Source organism: Agromyces sp. NPDC058110, from assembly GCF_042884735.1.
GTDB lineage: Bacteria > Actinomycetota > Actinomycetes > Actinomycetales > Microbacteriaceae > Agromyces.
Window position 1 is genome coordinate 203,891 of the sequence record NZ_JBHVTI010000002.1, and the last position, 17,258, is coordinate 221,148.

Annotated in this window: 16 protein-coding genes; 11 read left to right on the forward strand and 5 right to left on the reverse strand. The window is 69.9% G+C overall.

The genetic code is table 11. The features are described 5' to 3' along the window. Positions 1-47: 47 nt before the first annotated feature. Genes ACFVS8_RS05550 through sdhC form a run of 4 tightly spaced genes read right to left on the reverse strand, consistent with a single transcriptional unit; the run spans position 48 to position 3,512 of the window. Complete coding sequence (locus ACFVS8_RS05550) at positions 48-809, reverse strand: succinate dehydrogenase iron-sulfur subunit (RefSeq protein WP_387058666.1); 762 nt, start codon at positions 807-809, stop codon at positions 48-50. A 2-nt stretch (positions 810-811) separates the two neighbouring features. Next, positions 812-2,623, reverse strand: a complete 1,812-nt coding sequence (gene sdhA / locus ACFVS8_RS05555; RefSeq protein ID WP_387058669.1) for a succinate dehydrogenase flavoprotein subunit — start codon at positions 2,621-2,623, stop codon at positions 812-814. Positions 2,624-2,630: 7 nt separating this feature from the next. After that, positions 2,631-3,077 carry a succinate dehydrogenase hydrophobic membrane anchor subunit gene (locus ACFVS8_RS05560; RefSeq protein WP_092967949.1) on the reverse strand — a complete coding sequence of 149 codons (447 nt, stop codon included), beginning with the start codon at positions 3,075-3,077 and terminating at the stop codon, positions 2,631-2,633. A gap of 12 nt (positions 3,078-3,089) precedes the next feature. Then, a complete protein-coding gene (gene sdhC, locus ACFVS8_RS05565; protein ID WP_092967951.1) occupies positions 3,090-3,512 on the reverse strand; it encodes a succinate dehydrogenase, cytochrome b556 subunit in 423 nt (140 codons plus the stop codon). A gap of 200 nt (positions 3,513-3,712) precedes the next feature. Here sdhC and ACFVS8_RS05570 point away from each other — a divergent pair, with 200 nt between their 5' ends. From ACFVS8_RS05570 to ACFVS8_RS05620, 11 genes are all read left to right on the forward strand, one after another. Next, positions 3,713-4,837 (forward strand): mannose-1-phosphate guanylyltransferase, encoded by a 1,125-nt coding sequence (locus ACFVS8_RS05570; protein WP_387058672.1) that lies wholly within the window; start codon positions 3,713-3,715, stop codon positions 4,835-4,837. 98 nt (positions 4,838-4,935) lie between these two features. Then, complete coding sequence (locus ACFVS8_RS05575; RefSeq protein WP_387058675.1) at positions 4,936-5,991, forward strand: BMP family protein; 1,056 nt, start codon at positions 4,936-4,938, stop codon at positions 5,989-5,991. 189 nt (positions 5,992-6,180) lie between these two features. Then, positions 6,181-7,281 carry a BMP family protein gene (locus ACFVS8_RS05580; protein ID WP_387058678.1) on the forward strand — a complete coding sequence of 367 codons (1,101 nt, stop codon included), beginning with the start codon at positions 6,181-6,183 and terminating at the stop codon, positions 7,279-7,281. 183 nt (positions 7,282-7,464) lie between these two features. Further along, the gene (locus ACFVS8_RS05585) at positions 7,465-8,979 is read left to right on the forward strand and encodes an ABC transporter ATP-binding protein (protein ID WP_387058680.1); all 1,515 of its coding nucleotides are present in this window, start codon (positions 7,465-7,467) and stop codon (positions 8,977-8,979) included. Then, a complete protein-coding gene (locus ACFVS8_RS05590) occupies positions 8,976-10,295 on the forward strand; it encodes an ABC transporter permease (RefSeq protein ID WP_387058683.1) in 1,320 nt (439 codons plus the stop codon). The genes ACFVS8_RS05585 and ACFVS8_RS05590 overlap by 4 nt, the downstream gene beginning before the upstream one ends. After that, positions 10,292-11,608, forward strand: a complete 1,317-nt coding sequence (locus ACFVS8_RS05595; RefSeq protein WP_387058685.1) for an ABC transporter permease — start codon at positions 10,292-10,294, stop codon at positions 11,606-11,608. The genes ACFVS8_RS05590 and ACFVS8_RS05595 overlap by 4 nt, the downstream gene beginning before the upstream one ends. A gap of 56 nt (positions 11,609-11,664) precedes the next feature. After that, on the forward strand, positions 11,665-12,084 hold the full coding sequence (locus ACFVS8_RS05600; protein WP_387058688.1) for a cytidine deaminase: 420 nt from the start codon (positions 11,665-11,667) through the stop codon (positions 12,082-12,084). Further along, positions 12,081-13,382: a thymidine phosphorylase gene (locus ACFVS8_RS05605; protein ID WP_387058691.1), complete on the forward strand. Its 1,302-nt coding sequence runs from the start codon at positions 12,081-12,083 to the stop codon at positions 13,380-13,382. The genes ACFVS8_RS05600 and ACFVS8_RS05605 overlap by 4 nt, the downstream gene beginning before the upstream one ends. A gap of 94 nt (positions 13,383-13,476) precedes the next feature. Then, complete coding sequence (locus ACFVS8_RS05610; RefSeq protein WP_387059740.1) at positions 13,477-14,589, forward strand: adenosine deaminase; 1,113 nt, start codon at positions 13,477-13,479, stop codon at positions 14,587-14,589. A 117-nt stretch (positions 14,590-14,706) separates the two neighbouring features. Then, positions 14,707-15,165, forward strand: coding sequence for a PTS sugar transporter subunit IIA (locus tag ACFVS8_RS05615; RefSeq protein ID WP_387058693.1), 459 nt, complete (start codon positions 14,707-14,709; stop codon positions 15,163-15,165). Then, complete coding sequence (locus ACFVS8_RS05620; protein ID WP_387058696.1) at positions 15,162-15,446, forward strand: PTS sugar transporter subunit IIB; 285 nt, start codon at positions 15,162-15,164, stop codon at positions 15,444-15,446. Before ACFVS8_RS05615 ends, ACFVS8_RS05620 begins: the two co-directional genes overlap by 4 nt. Before the next feature lie 51 nt (positions 15,447-15,497). On the opposite strand, the gene ACFVS8_RS05625 is transcribed toward ACFVS8_RS05620, so the two are convergent. Beyond that, positions 15,498-17,252 carry a phospho-sugar mutase gene (locus tag ACFVS8_RS05625; RefSeq protein WP_387058699.1) on the reverse strand — a complete coding sequence of 585 codons (1,755 nt, stop codon included), beginning with the start codon at positions 17,250-17,252 and terminating at the stop codon, positions 15,498-15,500. Positions 17,253-17,258 lie beyond the last annotated feature (6 nt).

Genomic DNA, 17,258 nt, shown 5'->3' on the forward strand with positions numbered 1-17,258 from the left:
CGAACGCATCGGCCCTTCTTCGTGCGACGGTGTCGCTGCGGGTTCGCTCAGGGCTTGCCGCGCATGATGGCCTGCTTGACCTCGGCGATGGCCTTGGTCACCTCGATGCCGCGGGGGCACGCGTCGGTGCAGTTGAAGGTCGTGCGGCAGCGCCACACTCCCTCCTTGTCGTTCAGGATGTCGAGGCGCACGTTCGCGGCGTCGTCGCGGTCGTCGAAGATGAACCGGTGCGCGTTCACGATGGCGGCGGGGCCGAAGTACTGGCCGTCGGTCCAGAACACGGGGCACGACGAGGTGCACGCGGCGCAGAGGATGCACTTGGTCGTGTCGTCGAAGATCTCGCGCTTGGCGATCGACTGCACGCGCTCCTTGCCGGCCTCGGGCTTCGAGTTGGCGATGAGGAACGGCTGCACCTCGCGGTAGCTCGCGAAGAACGGCTCCATGTCGACGACGAGGTCCTTCTCGAGCGGCAGGCCCTTGATGGCCTCCACGTAGATGGGCTTCGAGATGTCGAGGTCCTTGATGAGCGTCTTGCACGCGAGCCGGTTGCGGCCGTTGATGCGCATCGCGTCGGATCCGCAGATGCCGTGAGCGCACGAACGGCGGAAGGTCAGCGAGCCGTCCTGCTCCCACTTGATCTTGTGCAGGGCGTCGAGCACGCGGTCGGTCGCGTACATCTCGACGTCGAAGTCCTGCCAGCGCGGCTCGGTGTCGACGTCGGGGTCGAACCGGCGGATCAGGAACGTGACGGTGAACGACTGGATGGCGGCCTCTGCTGCCGGCGGCTGCTCGAGCGTGGCGGTGCTCACGATCAGTACTTCCTCTCCATCGGCTGGTAACGGGTGATGGTGACGGGTTTCCAGTCGAGCCGGATGTGGTCGGCCGCGTCGGCCGAGTGCGCATCGCCCGAGAGGTAGGCCATCGTGTGCTGCATGAAGTTCTCGTCGTCGCGCTTCGGGAAGTCGTCGCGCATGTGGCCGCCGCGGCTCTCCTGGCGGTTGCGCGCCGAGAAGACGACGACCTCGGCGAGGTCGAGCAGGAAGCCGAGCTCGACGGCCTCGAGCAGGTCGGTGTTGAACCGCTTGCCCTTGTCCTGCACGGCGACGTTCTTGTAGCGCTCGCGCAGGCCCGCGATGACGTTCGTCACGTGGGCGAGGGACTCGTCGGTGCGGAACACCTGGGCGTTCTTGTCCATCTCGTCCTGCAGCTCCTTGCGGATCGCGGCGATGCGCTCGGTGCCGTTCGAGTCGCGCAGCAGCTGCAGCATGTCGCGGATGCCGGCGGCGGGGTCGTCGGGCAGCGGCGTGAAGTCGACGCCCGAGTTGACGTACTCGACCGCGTTGCGGCCCGCGCGCTTGCCGAAGACGTTGATGTCGAGCAGCGAGTTCGTGCCGAGGCGGTTGGAGCCGTGCACCGAGACGCAGGCGCACTCGCCGGCCGCGTAGAGGCCGGGTACGACGGTGTCGTTGTCGCGCAGCACCTCGGCGGCCACGTTGGTGGGGATGCCGCCCATGGCGTAGTGCGCGGTCGGCATCACGGGCACGGGCTCGTACACCGGGTCGACGCCGAGGTAGGTGCGCGCGAACTCCGTGATGTCGGGGAGCTTGGTCTCGAGCACCTCGGCGCCGAGGTGCGTGCAGTCGAGCAGCACGTAGTCCTTGTGGGGGCCCGCGCCTCGGCCCTCGGCCACCTCCTGCACCATGCAGCGGGCGACGATGTCGCGCGGCGCCAGGTCTTTGATGGTGGGGGCGTAGCGCTCCATGAACCGCTCGCCCGAGGCGTTGCGCAGGATCGCGCCCTCGCCGCGGGCGCCCTCGGTGAGGAGGATGCCGAGGCCGGCGAGGCCGGTCGGGTGGAACTGGAAGAACTCCATGTCCTCGAGCGGCAGGCCCTTGCGCCAGATGATGCCGACGCCGTCGCCCGTGAGGGTGTGCGCGTTCGAGGTGGTCTTGTAGATCTTGCCGAAGCCGCCGGTGGCGAAGATGATCGCCTTCGCCTGGAAGACGTGCAGCTCGCCCGTCGCGAGCTCGTACGCGACGATGCCCGAGGGCTGCTCGACGCCGTCGACCTCGGTCATGACGAGATCGAGGGCGTAGTACTCGTTGTAGAACTCGATGCCGAGCTTGACGCAGTTCTGGAACAGCGTCTGCAGGATCATGTGGCCCGTGCGGTCGGCGGCGTAGCACGCACGACGCACGGGCGCCTTGCCGTGGTCGCGCGTGTGGCCGCCGAAGCGGCGCTGGTCGATCTTGCCCTCGGGCGTGCGGTTGAACGGCAGGCCCATGTTCTCGAGGTCGATGACCGCGTCGATCGCCTCCTTCGCGAGGATCTCGGCCGCGTCCTGGTCGACGAGGTAGTCGCCGCCCTTGACGGTGTCGAAGGTGTGCCACTCCCAGCTGTCCTCCTCGACGTTCGCGAGGGCGGCGGCCATGCCGCCCTGCGCGGCGCCCGTGTGGGAGCGCGTCGGGTAGAGCTTCGAGATCACCGCGGTCTTCGCGCCGGGGCCGGCCTCGATCGCGGCACGCATGCCCGCGCCGCCGGCGCCGACGATGACGATGTCGTACTGGTGGTAGTGGACTCCGTCGACGACCTTCGTCTCGACGTGTGCGCTCTGGGACGTCACGGTTCTCCTAGGCAGCGGGGCAGAACGAGGGGAGCAGGTCGGCGGGGGAGCCTGCGGGGCACGGGTCGAACGTGAACACCACGAGCGTGCCGAGCACGATGAGCACGGTCGCCGCGAGGAACAGGGCGCCCTTCAGCACCTTCTGCGTCGTGCCGGGGTTCGTGTAGTCGTTCACGATGGTGCGCATGCCGTTGGCGCCGTGGATGAGGGCGAGCCAGAGCATCAGCACGTCCCACCACTGCCAGAACGGGTCGGCCCACTTGCCTCCGACGAAGCCGAAGTCGATGGCCTTGACGCCCTCGCCGACGAGGAGGTTCACGAAGAGGTGGCCGAAGATGAGCACGAGCAGCACCACGCCGCTCGCGCGCATGTAGATCCAGCCCCACTTCTCGAGGTTCGGCCCGCGGGTGCGGGTGCGGGGTGCCTGACTGCGAGGCGCTTCGATGACGGACATGTCGGCGGCTCCTTAGTGGCTGAAGACGTTCATGAGGTGGCGGGGCGCGAAGCCGAGCATCGTAACGACCCAGAGGGCGATGACGATGTAGAACAGCACCTTCTGGTTGCGCGTCGCCCAGGACCAGAGGTCGACCAGGATGATGCGGATGCCGTTGAACGCGTGGAAGACGATCGCGCCAACGAGCGCCACCTCGCCCAGGCCCATGATCGGCGTCTGGTAGGTGCCGATGACGGCGTTGTACGCCTCGGGGCTCACCCGCACCAGCGCGGTGTCGAGGATGTGCACCAGGAGGAAGAAGAAGATGGCGACACCGGTGATCCGGTGCAGTACCCACGACCACATTCCCTCGCGGCCGCGATACAGCGTGCCGCCCGGCTTCTGCTTCGCCGGCTTCGCGGGTGCGGCCAGGGTTCCTGCCGAGTTCTCTGGCATGAACAACCCTCCCTGGCTGTGTGAAAGGCCCTGCGACTTCAGGGCGCGAACGGGCCGAACGACCCGATGCGATTGTAGTCCCGGGGTCGCCGCGCCGCCGCTTAGGGCGCCCTAACTCTCTCGATGTCGAGATATCGTCGCCGTTCGGGCTGCGGAATTCCGCGGGTCGGATGTCGAGGCCGCCCGGTATCCTCTGACTCATGTCTCCGCGTGCAGAACCTCTCGACGACTTCTACAGCGTGATCCCCGCGGGCGGGGTCGGGTCGCGGCTGTGGCCGCTCTCCCGAGCCGACGCCCCGAAGTTCCTGCACGACCTCACGGGGTCGGGGCAGACCCTGCTCAAGGACACGTGGGACCGCCTCGCGCCGCTCTCGGGCGAGCAGCGGGTCATGGTGGTCACGGGTCGCGCGCACCGCGCCGCGGTCGAGGCGCAGCTGCCAGACCTCGTCGACGAGAACGTCGTGCTCGAGAGCGAGCCGCGCGACTCGACGGCCGCGATCGGCCTCGCCGCGGCGATCCTCGAGCGGCGCGAGCCCGGCGTGATCATCGGGTCGTTCGCGGCCGACCACGTGATCTCCGGCGAGGCCCTGTTCCGGTCGGCCGTCGCCGATGCGGTCGCCGCCGCGCGCGCCGGGTACATCGCGACGATCGGCATCACGCCGACCGAGCCGGCGGTCGGGTTCGGCTACATCGAGTGCGGGCCCGAGCTGGGCGTCGACGGCGCCAAGCGCGTCGAGCTCGTGCGGAGCTTCGTCGAGAAGCCCGACCTCGACACCGCCCGCCGCTACGTCGAGGGCGGCGCCCATCTCTGGAACGCGGGCATGTTCATCGCGAAGGCGTCGACCCTGCTCGACGAGATCGCGCGCACGAAGCCCGAGCTGCACGCCGGGCTCCTCGAGCTCGCCGCGGCGTGGGACGACACCGCGACCCGCGGCCCGGCCGTCGATCGCATCTGGCCGAAGCTCGAGAAGATCGCGATCGACTACTCGGTGGCCGAGCCCGCGGCCGACGCGGGCCGGCTCGTGGTCGTGCGCGGCCACTTCCAGTGGGACGACGTCGGCGACTTCGCGTCGCTCGCCAAGCTGAACTCGTCGGGCCGCTCCGGCGAGCTCGCGATCCTCGGCGAGCACGCCAGGGTGCTCGCCGACGCCTCGAGCGGCATCGTCGTCAGCCGGTCCAAGCGCGTCATCAGCCTCATCGGGGTGCAGGACATCGTCGTGGTCGACACGCCCGACGCGCTGCTCGTGACCACGAGCGAGCACGCCCAGCGCGTGAAGGCCGTCGTCGACGCGCTCCGCCTCGGCGGTTCGGGCGACGTGCTCTGACGACGGGTCCCGGCAGGGCGCCGGGCGCTGGCACTGGCCGACCGGCGCCGGCCGCGCCACAATCGAACGAACGGCACGTGCAGGCGAAGGAGAGACGGATGTCGCGCAAGAGGTTCGGATTCGGCATCGCGCTCGTCGCGGCATCCGTCGCCCTGGCGGGCTGCCAGGCGGCACCCGGCGGCACGGAGCCGACCGACGACGCCGGCTGCGTGCGCATGGTGACGAACTCGGGCGGCCTCGAGGACCGCTCCTTCAACCAGTCGAGCTGGGAGGGCCTGCAGCAGGCCGAGGCCGAGCTCGGCGTCGATGCCGAGGCGATCGTCTCGACCGGCGAGACCGACCTCGCCCCGAACGTCGAGCAGGCGGTCGATTCCGGCTGCGAGCTCGTCGTGACCGTGGGCTGGGAGCTGGCCGACCCGACGCTCGCGGAGGCGGGGGCGAACCCCGACGTGTCGTTCGCGATCGTCGACGAGAGCGTCGACGCCGAGAACGTCAAGCCCGTCGTCTTCGACACCGCGCAGGCGTCGTACCTCGCCGGGTACCTCGCGGCCGGGGTCACCAAGTCCGGCGTCGTCGCCACGTTCGGCGGCGGCAACCAGCCGCCCGTGACGCTCTTCATGGACGGCTTCGTCGACGGCGTCGCGAAGTACAACGAGGTGCACGGCACCGCGGTGCGGGCGCTCGGGTGGGACAAGGCGGCGCAGGACGGCGCGTTCACGGGCGACTTCGAAGACGTGAACAAGGGCAAGACCCTCACGCAGGGCTTCATCGATCAGGGCGCCGACGTGATCCTGCCGGTGGCCGGCCAGGTGGGCGAGGGTGCGGCCGCGGCCGCGCTCGAGCACGACGGCGTCTCGGTGATCTGGGTCGACAGCGACGGTTACGACACCCTGCCGGCGGAGTTCCGGCCGATCGTGCTCACGAGCGTGCTGAAGAACACTCAAGACGCTATGGTGCAGATCGTCGGCGACGTGCAGCAGGGGGCGTTCACGAACGACCCCTACGTCGGCACGCTCGAGAACGGCGGCGTCGAGATCGCGCCGTACCACGAGCTCGAGGCGCTCGTGAGCGTCGACCTCGACGCCGAGATCGAGGGCCTGCGGCAGGCGATCATCGCGGGCGACATCGTCGTCGAGTCGCCCAGCGCGCCCTGATAGAGGCCGCCGCCGACCTGGATCACCCCCGCGCGGGGGTGACGCCCCGTGCTCATATGAGCAGAATGTCGCGTCTTCATAACCATTGGATGTCGCGTCCGCAAAGTCGTGGGAGCGTGCGCGCAACATTCGGTAACGTGTGCCCACAGCCCCCGCTCTCTGTCCGGGGCGCACTATTTGGAGGACACAGTGAAGGTCACGACCAAGAAGGCCGGAATCGCCGGTCTCGCGCTGCTCGGCAGCGTCGCTCTGCTCGCCGGTTGCGCGTCGGCGCCCGAAGAGTCCGCGGCTCCCACGGCCGAGGCGATCGAGGGCTTCCAGCCCTGCATGGTCTCCGACGCGGGCGGCTTCGACGACAAGTCCTTCAACCAGCTCGGCTTCGAGGGCATCACCAAGGCCGCCGACGAGCTCGGCGTCGAGGCGATCACGGTCGAGTCGAAGGACGAGACCGAGTACGCGCCGAACCTCGCGAGCCTCGTCGACCAGGGCTGCACCGTCATCGTGACCGTCGGCTTCGCGCTCTCGGCCGCGACCGTCGAGTCGGCCACGGCCAACCCCGACGTCGAGTACGTCATCATCGACGACGCAGCCGACAACGACTTCGACGGCACCGTCGACGCCGACAACATCAAGCCGATCCTCTTCGACACCGCGCAGGCCGCGTTCCTCGCCGGCTACGCGGCGGCGGACTTCACCGAGACCGGCGTCGTCGGCACCTACGGCGGCATGAACTTCCCGACGGTCTCGATCTTCATGGACGGCTTCGCGCAGGGCGTCCAGTTCTACGACGAGGCCAAGGGCACCGACGTCAAGGTCGTCGGCTGGGACACCGCCAAGCAGGACGGCTCCTTCACCGGCGGCTTCGAGGCCAACGACCAGGCCCGCCAGACCGCGCAGGCGCTCATCGACCAGAACATCGACGTGCTGCTGCCCGTCGGCGGCCCGATCTACCAGTCGGGTGCTGCCGCGATCCGCGACTCCGGCCGTGACATCGCCATGATCGGCGTCGACGCCGACCTCACCCAGACCGACCCCTCGGTCGCCGACCTGATCCTCACCTCGATCCTCAAGGGCATCGACGTGGCGACCTACGACTCGGTGCTCGCAGCGGGCAAGGGCGACTTCGACCCGGCTCCCTACGTCGGCACGCTCGAGAACGAGGGCGTCGGCATCGCGCCGTTCCACGACTTCGAGTCGAAGGTGTCCGACACGCTCCAGGGCGAGCTCGACGACCTGCAGGCCCAGATCATCTCGGGCGACGTGGAAGTCAAGTCGTACCTCAACCAGTAGGTCCGACGCATGCAGATCGGGGAGGCCGGTTCGCCGGTCTCCCCGATCTGCATTCCGGGTGGCGCGTGCGCTGTATCGACGCATCCGTCGCCCGTTCGCAACATCTGAGCGTTGAGCTCCGCGGCTGCCCGACATCCGCGCAACCTCTGCTGCAAATGCAGCCCTCTCACTAGGATCGGGGACATGAAGCTCGAACTTCGCGGTATCACGAAGCGGTTCGGCAGCCTGGTCGCGAACGACCATATCGACCTCACCGTCGAGGCCGGCGAGATCCACTGCCTGCTCGGCGAGAACGGCGCAGGCAAGTCGACCCTGATGAACGTGCTCTACGGCCTCTACCAGGCCGACGAGGGCGAGATCCTGCTCGACGACCAGGTGCAGCACTTCGCCGGCCCGGGCGACGCGATGGCCGCCGGCATCGGCATGGTGCACCAGCACTTCATGCTCATCCCCGTGTTCACGGTTGCCGAGAACGTCATGCTCGGCAACGAGGCGACCAAGGGCGGCGGGTTCCTCGACCTCGACTCCGCGCGGCGCCGCGTGCGCGAGATCAGCGAGCGGTTCGGGTTCGACGTCGACCCCGACGCGCTCGTCGACGACCTCCCGGTCGGCGTGCAGCAGCGCGTCGAGATCATCAAGGCGCTCTCGCGCGACGCCAGGGTGCTCGTCTTCGACGAGCCGACGGCCGTGCTCACGCCGCAGGAGACCGACGAGCTCATGCAGATCATGCGCCAGCTCAAGGAGTCCGGCACCTCGATCGTCTTCATCACCCACAAGCTCCGCGAGGTCCGCGAGGTCGCCGACCGCATCACCGTCATCCGCCTCGGCAAGGTCGTCGGCGAGGCCTCGCCGACGGCGTCGAACAGCGAGCTCGCCTCGCTCATGGTCGGCCGCGCGGTCGAGCTCACCGTGCAGAAAGACGAACCGAAGCTCGGCGAGCCGCTGCTCGTGGTCGAGGGACTCACCGTCATCGACGCGATCGGCCAGCTCGTCGTCAACGACGTGAGCTTCGAGGTGCGCCAGGGCGAGATCCTCGCGGTCGCCGGCGTGCAGGGCAACGGCCAGACCGAGCTCACCGAGGCGCTCGTCGGCCTGCAGCCCCGCGTGCGCGGGTCGATCAAGCTCGACGGGGTCGAGCTCACCACCGAGGGCGTGCGCAAGATCCTCGACTCGGGCGTCGGCTTCGTGCCCGAAGACCGAAACGAAGACGGCCTCGTCGGCGAGTTCACCATCGCCGAGAACCTGATGCTCGACCGCTCCGACGGAGCTCCGTTCGTGAAGGCCGGCAACATCCAGCGCGGCCTGCTCGCCGAGTTCGCCCGCGAGAAGGTCAAGGAGTTCGACGTCCGCACGCAGGGCATCGACGAGAAGGTGCGGCAGCTCTCGGGCGGCAATGCCCAGAAGGTCGTGCTCGCGCGCGAGCTCAGCCGCGAGTTGAGCCTGCTCGTCGCCGCGCAGCCCACCCGCGGCGTCGACGTCGGCTCGATCGAGTTCATCCACAAGCGCATCGTCGAGACCCGCGACCGCGGTGTCCCCGTCGTGGTCGTGTCGACCGAGCTCGACGAGGTCGCCGCCCTCGCCGATCGCATCATGGTCATGTACCGCGGCAAGGTCGTCGGCATCGTGCCCGGCGACACCCCGCGCGATGTGCTCGGCCTCATGATGGCCGGCGAGCAGCCAGAAGGAGCCGCAGCATGAGCGACGCCCAGACCCCGTCCGAGGCGAAGCCCGAGGCATCCGAGGTCCCGACCGCCGCCGCCCCGGCCGCCGAGGCGCCGAAGCAGCCGGCTCCCGAGGTGCCGGAGCCCTCGCGCTGGCACACCATGTGGCAGCAGATCGCCACGGGCAACGCGATCATCTCGGTGCTCGCGGTCGTGCTCGCGCTCGTCGTCGGCGCCATCATGATCGCCTTCACCGACGAAGACGTGCAGCAGGCCAGCGTGTACTTCTTCGCACGCCCGGGCGACACGTTCATCGCGATCTGGAACTCGGTGTCGGGCGCCTACGCCGCGCTCTTCCAAGGCTCGATCTACAACTTCCGCCGCGACACCTTCGCCGCGGGCATCAAGCCGCTCACCGACACGCTCACCTTCGCGACGCCGCTCATCGCGGGCGGCCTCGGCGTCGGCCTCGCGTTCCGCGTCGGCATGTTCAACATCGGCGGCCGCGGGCAGATGCTCATCGCCGCATCGGTCGCCGGCTGGATCGGCTTCGGCTTCGACCTGCCGCCCGGCCTGCACATGTTCGTCGCCCTCATCGGCGGCCTGCTCGGCGGCGCCCTCTGGGGCGGCATCGCCGGTCTGTTGAAGGCCAAGACGGGTGCGCACGAGGTGATCGTCACGATCATGCTGAACTTCGTCGCGTTCTACCTCGTCTCGTGGATGCTGCGCACCCCCGGCCTGCTGCAGGCTCCCGGTTCGTCGAACCCGAAGACACCGCCCATGAACGACAACGCGATCTTCTGGAACCTCAAGAGCATCGGCTACAACCTGCACTTCGGATTCGTGCTCGCGGTCGCGGCCACCATCCTCGTGTGGTGGATCCTCAGCCGCTCGAGCCTCGGCTTCCGCTTCCGGGCCGTGGGCGAGAACCCGAACGCGGCGCGCGTCGCGGGCATCAACGTGCCCTCGATGTACGTCTACGGCATGCTCATCTCGGGCGCGCTGCTCGGTCTCGCGGGCGTCAGCCAGGTGCTCGGCACCGTGACCACCGGGTTCACGGCGGGCATCGACGCGGGCGTCGGATTCGACGCGATCACGGTGGCGCTCCTCGGGCGTTCGACCCCGGGCGGCATCTTCCTCGCAGGCATCCTGTTCGGCGCGTTCAAGGCCGGCGGCTACTCGATGCAGGCCGCCGAGGGCGTGCCGATCGACATCGTGCTCGTCGTGCAGTCGCTCATCGTGCTCTTCATCGCTGCGCCGCCGCTCGTCCGTACGATCTTCCGCCTGCCCGACCCGGCGCGCGGTCCGAAACGACAGCGCCCGATCGTCACGAAGGAGGTGGCGGCGAAGTGAGCACGGTCACCGAGCACCACAAGGTCGCACCCCAGCCCGACGCCCTCGCGAAGACGGTCGTCGTCAGCTGGAAGGTCGCGATCGCGTACGGCGTCTTCACGCTCGTCGCCCTGGCCCTCGCGGTGTTCGCCCCGCGCGAGGGCGACACGACCTACCGCCTCGTCGCCAGCGACGACGACGCGATCAAGCTCGCCAACATCTCGGTGCCCGCGATGCCCGCGCTCTGGACCGTCGTGGTGCTGCTCGCCGCGATCACCGCGTACGCGGTCTGGGCGACCACGGCCAAGCGCCGGGTGCCGCTCTGGGTGACCGTGATCTTCGCGGTGCTGTTCCTGTTCGGCTTCCTCACCTGGGCGGGCGCCGGGGCCACGCTGCCGATGATCGGCCTCCTCTTCGGCTCGCTCAGCCTCGCGGTGCCGCTCATCTTCGGCTCGCTGGCCGGCGTCATGGGCGAACGCGTCGGCGTCGTCAACATCGCGATCGAGGGCCAGCTGCTCGCCGGTGCGTTCTCGTCGGCCGTCGTCGCCTCGGCGGTCGCCTCGGCCACCGGTTCCCCGTGGGTCGGCCTGCTGTCGGGCTCCATCGGCGCCATGATCGCGGGCATGCTCGTCGGCATGGTGCTCGCGACCTTCTCGATCAAGTACTTCGTCGACCAGGTCATCGTCGGCGTCGTGCTGAACGTGCTGGTCACCGGACTCACGAGCTTCTTCTTCTCGCAGGTGCTCTCCGACAACGCGGCCGTGCTGAACTCCCCGCCGCGCTTCCCGCGCCTGCCGATCCCGCTGCTGAGCGACATCCCGATCATCGGGCCGGTGTTCTTCCGCCAGACCCTGGTCGTCTACATCATGTACATCGCCGTCGCGGCGGTCTACATCGGCCTCTTCCACACCCGCTGGGGCCTCCGCCTCCGCGCGGTCGGCGAGCACCCGCAGGCCGCCGACACGGTCGGCATCAACGTGAACCGCACGCGCTTCTGGAACGTCGCCCTCGCCGGCGCGATCGCCGGCTTCGGCGGCACGTTCTTCACGATCGGCTCGGGCATCGCCTTCAACAAGGAGATGACCGCCGGTGCGGGCTTCATCGCGCTCGCGGCCGTCATCTTCGGCGGCTGGGATCCGATCAGGGCGACCCTCGCGGCACTGCTCTTCGGCTTCGCGTCGAACCTGCAGAACACGCTCTCGGTCATCGGATCTCCCGTTCCGAGCGAGTTCATGCTCATGCTGCCGTACGTCGTGACCATCGTCGCGGTGGCCGGCCTGGTCGGCAAGGTCCGGGGTCCCGCGGCCGCCGGCAAGCCGTACATCAAATCCTGACCGGATGCCCCGGCGACCCCGGGGCATCCGACGCCCACATCTCGAGGGGGAGCACCATGACCGCAACGGATGCGATCGACTGGACCGATCTGCGCGAGCGCGCGCGCGAGGCGATGGCGAAGGCCTACGTGCCGTACTCCGAGTTCCCGGTCGGAGCGGCCGCCGTCGTCGACGACGGCCGCATCGTGAGCGGGTGCAACGTCGAGAACGCCTCGTACGGCGTCACCCTCTGCGCCGAGTGCTCGCTCGTGTCGGCGCTCGTGATGTCGGGCGGCGGCAAGCTGGTGGCGTTCTCGTGCGTCGACGGCCACGGCAACGTGCTCATGCCGTGCGGGCGATGCCGCCAGCTGCTGTACGAGCACTCGGCCGACGGCATGCTGCTCGAGACCGTCTCGGGCATCAAGACCATCGACGAGGTGCTGCCCGACGCGTTCGGTCCGCGGCAGCTCGCAGAGTTCAAGGGGGCCGGCGCATGAGCGGCATCGAGGCATTCGACGCGGTCGACCTGATCCGCGCCAAGCGCGACGGGCACGAGCTCGACACGCGCGAGATCGACTGGCTGGTCGACGCGTACACGCGCGGCTACGTCGCAGACGAGCAGATGTCGGCGATGACCATGGCGATCTTCCTGAACGGCATGAGCCGCCGCGAGATCCGCGACCTCACCATGGCGATGATCGCCTCGGGGGAGCGCATGGACTTCAGCGGGCTCGGCAAGCCCACCTCCGACAAGCACTCGACGGGCGGGGTGGGCGACAAGATCACCCTGCCGCTCATGCCGTTGGTCGCGAGCTTCGGCGTCGCGGTGCCGCAGCTCTCGGGACGCGGGCTCGGGCACACGGGCGGCACCCTCGACAAGCTCGAGTCGATCCCCGGCTGGCGCGCGGACCTCAGCAACGAGGAGATGTTCGCCCAGCTGCGCGACATGGGCGGCGTGATCTGCGCCGCAGGGTCCGGCCTCGCGCCCGCCGACAAGAAGCTCTACGCGCTGCGCGACATCACGGGCACGGTCGAGGCGATCCCGCTGATCGCCAGCTCGATCATGTCGAAGAAGATCGCCGAGGGCACCGGGGCGCTCGTGCTCGACGTGAAGTTCGGGTCGGGCGCGTTCCTCCAAGACATCGACCGCTCGCGCGAGCTCGCCCGCACGATGGTCGCGCTCGGCGCAGACGCCGGCGTCGCGACATCCGCCCTCATCACGAACATGAACGTGCCGCTCGGCCTCACGATCGGCAACGCGAACGAGGTCCGCGAATCGGTCGAGGTGCTCGCCGGCGGCGGGCCCGCCGACGTGCGCGAGCTCACCATCGCCCTCGCACGCGAGATGCTCGAGCTCGCCGGCGTGCACGACGCCGACGTCGAGGCGGCGCTCGACGACGGACGGGCCATGGACTCGTGGCGCGCCTTCGTCGTGGCCCAGGGCGGCGACCCCGATGCGGCCATGCCCGTCGCGCGCGAGACGCACACCGTCGTCGCCGACCGCGACGGCGTGCTCGTCGAGCAGCAGGCGCTGCCCTTCGGCATCGCCGCGTGGCGGCTCGGCGCGGGCCGCGCGCGCAAGGAGGACCCCGTGCACCATGCAGCGGGCATCGACCTGCACGCGAAGCCCGGCGACGCCGTGCGCAAGGGCGACCCGCTCTTCACACTGCTCGCCGACGAGCCCGCCCGTTTCGCCAGGGCGCTCGACGCCGTCGAGGGCGCGTACCGCATCGGCGACGCCGGCGAGCCCGTGCTCGACGGCGGACCGCTCATCGCGGATCGCATCACGGGCTGATCGGAGGCATCGGGCGGGGCCGTCGCGGGCGCCCAGCTTCGAGATTGCCGAGACTTCCCGGCGGCCTCGCCGCTATCGTGGACACGTGAACACGATTCCGACGGAATACCGGCTCGAGGGCGACGGCGCGAACATCCAGGCTCTGCCGAAGGTGTCGCTGCACGACCACCTCGACGGAGGCCTGCGACCGCAGACCATCATCGAGCTCGCCGATGCCGCCGGCGTCGACGTTCCGGTGCACGACGCCGACGAGCTCGGCACGTGGTTCGCCGACAAGGCCGACTCGGGCTCGCTCGTCGAGTACCTGAAGACCTTCGACCTCACGACGGCCGTCATGCAGACCCGCGAGGGACTCACGCGGGTGGCGCGCGAGTTCGTCCAGGACCTCGCGGCCGACGGCGTGGTCTACGGCGAGATCCGATGGGCGCCCGAACAGCACCTCGCCCGCGGGCTGAGCCTCGACGAGGTCGTCGAGGCCGTGCAGACCGGTCTCGACGAGGGCGTCGACGACGCCCGCAACCTCGGTCACGCCATTCGCACCGGCCAGCTCGTCACCGCGATGCGGCACGCCGACCGCGGACTCGAGATCGCCGAGCTCGCCGTGCGGCACCGCGACCGCGGCGTCGTGGGCTTCGACATCGCCGGCGCGGAGGCCGGGTTCCCGGCGAGCCGGCACCGCACCGCGTTCGACTTCCTGGCCGGCCAGTACCTGCCCGTCACGGTGCACGCGGGCGAGGCCGACGGCCTCGAGTCCATCCGCAGCGCCCTCTTCGACGGCCGCGCGCTGCGCCTGGGCCACGGCGTGCGTCTCGCCGAAGACCTGACGATCGAGCGTCAGGACGACGAGAACACCTACGTCTCGCTCGGTCCGATCGCCCAGTGGGTGCGCGACCGCGAGATCGCCCTCGAGCTCAGCCCGTCGTCGAACCTGCAGACCGGTGCGATCGAGGCGTGGGGCGAGGAGCTCATCGACCACCCCTTCGATCTGCTGTACCAGCTGGGCTTCCGGGTGACGGTCAACACCGACAACCGACTGCAGTCGGCCACCTCGCTCACGCGCGAGCTCGCCCTGCTGGCCGATGCCTTCGGCTACGACCTCGACGACTTCGAGACGTTCCAGCTCAACGCGGCCGCGGCCGCGTTCCTCCCGCTCGACGACCGCGACGAGCTCGCCGAGGTGATCCGCGAGGGCTTCGACGAAGCCTGATCCCGCGCAGGGACGCGACCTCCCGGCACCTGCCGATCGCAGATCCACCACCCCAGAACCGACGAACGACCACCACTCGAGCTCGATGCGAGAGTCCCCGCCGGAACGGAACCACCCATGACCACGACGCCACTGCCCGACACGGCGGTCGTCCTCGGTGCCGACGTCGACGACTGGCGTGCCGCGGTGCGCGAGTCCGGCCATGCGCTCACGCGCGCGAAGGTGACCAGGCCCGAGTACACCGAGCGCATGATCGGCGTGATCGAGGAGTTCGGGGCCTACGTGGTGATCGCCCCCGGGCTCGCCCTGGCGCACGCGCGACCCGGTCCCGACGTGCTGGGCGAGGGCCTGTCGGTCGTCACGCTCGCGACCCCGGTCGACTTCGGACACCCGCACAACGACCCCGTGCGGGTGGTGATCGGCCTCGCGGTCTCGAACGCCGAGGAGCACGTCGCGTCGGTCGCACGGCTGGCGAACGTCTTCAACGACCTCGGGGTCATCGACCGCATCGCCAGCGCGACCACCGCCGACGAGGTGCGTGCCCTGCTCGGCGTGGCCCCCGGGTCCGGCGCATGAAGATCATCGCGGTCTGCGGCGAGGGCATCGGCACCTCCGCGATCCTCAAGGTCAACGCCGAGCGCGCCCTCGACCGCCTCGGGCTCACGGCGTCGGTCGACGCGAGCGATCTCGCCTCGGTGGCGGAGGCCGCGGCCGACGCCCAGGTCGTGCTCACGTCGAGCGAGCTCGCCGCGGCCGTGCGCGAGCGCCTCGGCCGCACCTTCGCCGAGATCATCGAGATCGCGAACTACTTCGACGTCGAGGAGATCGGCGCCAAGCTCGGGCGTTCGCTCGGCTGAACCCGATCGGCCCCGCAGCAGAGACGCGGCGGGGCCGATCCGCGAGCCGGTTCAGGCGGTGAGCTCGCGCATGCCCGCCTCGAGCTTCGACAGCGTGTCGGATGCCGCGGCGCGCCGTTCGGCGACCGAACCCTCGTGCGAGACGACGTCGAGGTAGATCTTGAGCTTCGGCTCGGTGCCGCTCGGGCGCACCATGATGCGCGAGCCGTCGACGAGGATGATGCGCAGCACGTCGCTCGGGGCGAGCGAGCCGAACCCGTCGGAGAGGTCCTCGATGCGGTCGACGGCGATGCCGCCCACCGACGCCGGCGGCTCGGCGCGCAGTCGCGACATGATGGCGCCGATGCGGCTGAGGTCGGTGACGCGCAGGGAGATCTGGCCGGAGGCGTGGCATCCGAACCGCTCGACGAACTCGTCGAGGTGGTCGGCGACCGTGCGCCCCGTGGCATGCAGGTCGGCCGCGAGGGAGAGGAACGCGACGGCCGCGGAGATGCCGTCCTTATCGCGCACGGTGCCCGGGTTCACGAGGTAGCCGAGCGCCTCCTCGAACCCGAACACCAGGTTCGGGGCACGGGAGATCCACTTGAACCCGGTGAGCGTCGCCTCGAAGTCGAGGTCGTACGCCTTCGCGATGGCCTCGAGGCCGGGCGAGGAGACGATCGAGCAGGCGAGCGTGCCGTCGGACGCGCCGTCACCGGTGTCGTCGGCCGCCTTGCGCGCCGCCCGCCAGCCGAGCAGGAGCCCGACCTCGTTGCCCGTGAGCCGCCGGTAGCCGTCGGCGGCACCGGCGTCGGGGATCGCGATCGCGAGCCGGTCGGCGTCGGGGTCGTTGGCGACGATGAGCTCCGCGCCGACCTCGCGTGCGCGTGCGAACGCGAGGTCCATCGCGCCGGGCTCCTCGGGGTTCGGGAACGACACCGTCGGGAACGCCGCGTCGGGCTCGATCTGCTGCTCCACGAGCGCCGGTGCGTCGAACCCGGCCGCGGAGAGCACGCGCGCCGTGGTCTCCCATCCGACACCGTGCATGGCGGTGTACACGACCGAGGGCTGCACGGGCGGGGCGTAGCCCGCCTCGAGGGCCGTCGCGTGCACGTAGGCCTCGACGAGCGACTCCTCGGCCGTCTCGAACTCGCCGCGCGGCAGGTCGGTCACGAGGGTGGTCGCCGCGACGCCCGCGATGTGCGCGGCGATCTCGGCGTCGGAGGGCGAGACGATCTGCGAGCCGTGGTCGGGGCCGCCGAGGTAGACCTTGTAGCCGTTGTCGTTCGGCGGGTTGTGCGAGGCCGTGACCATGATGCCGGCCGACACGTCGAGGTGGCGCACGGCGAACGCGAGCACGGGCGTCGGCAGCAGGCGCGGCAGCAGGATCGCGCGGATGCCGGCGCCCGCGAGGATCTCGGCCGAGTCGCGGGCGAAGACTGCGGAGTTGCGGCGTCCGTCGTAGCCGATCACGACCGACGGCGTCGTGCCCGGCGCACGCTCGAGCAGGAATGCCCCGAGCCCCGCCGCGGCCTGCGACACGAGCACCCGGTTCATGCGGTTGGGCCCGGCCGCGATCTCGCCGCGGAGGCCGGCGGTGCCGAACGCGAGCCGCTGGTCGAAGCGGTCGGCGAGGTCGGCGGATGCCGCGGCGTCGCCCGACTGCACGCGGGCGACGAGCTCGTCGAGCTCGACGCGCGTCTCGGGGTCGGGGTCCTGCGCCGCCCAGGCTCGGGCGAGGTCGATGCGTCGGGCGTCGTCGACGGATGGCGTCGACGGCGAGCCCGACGAGGGGGAGTCGGGCGAGGGGGCGTCTGGCTGCGGCATCCGATG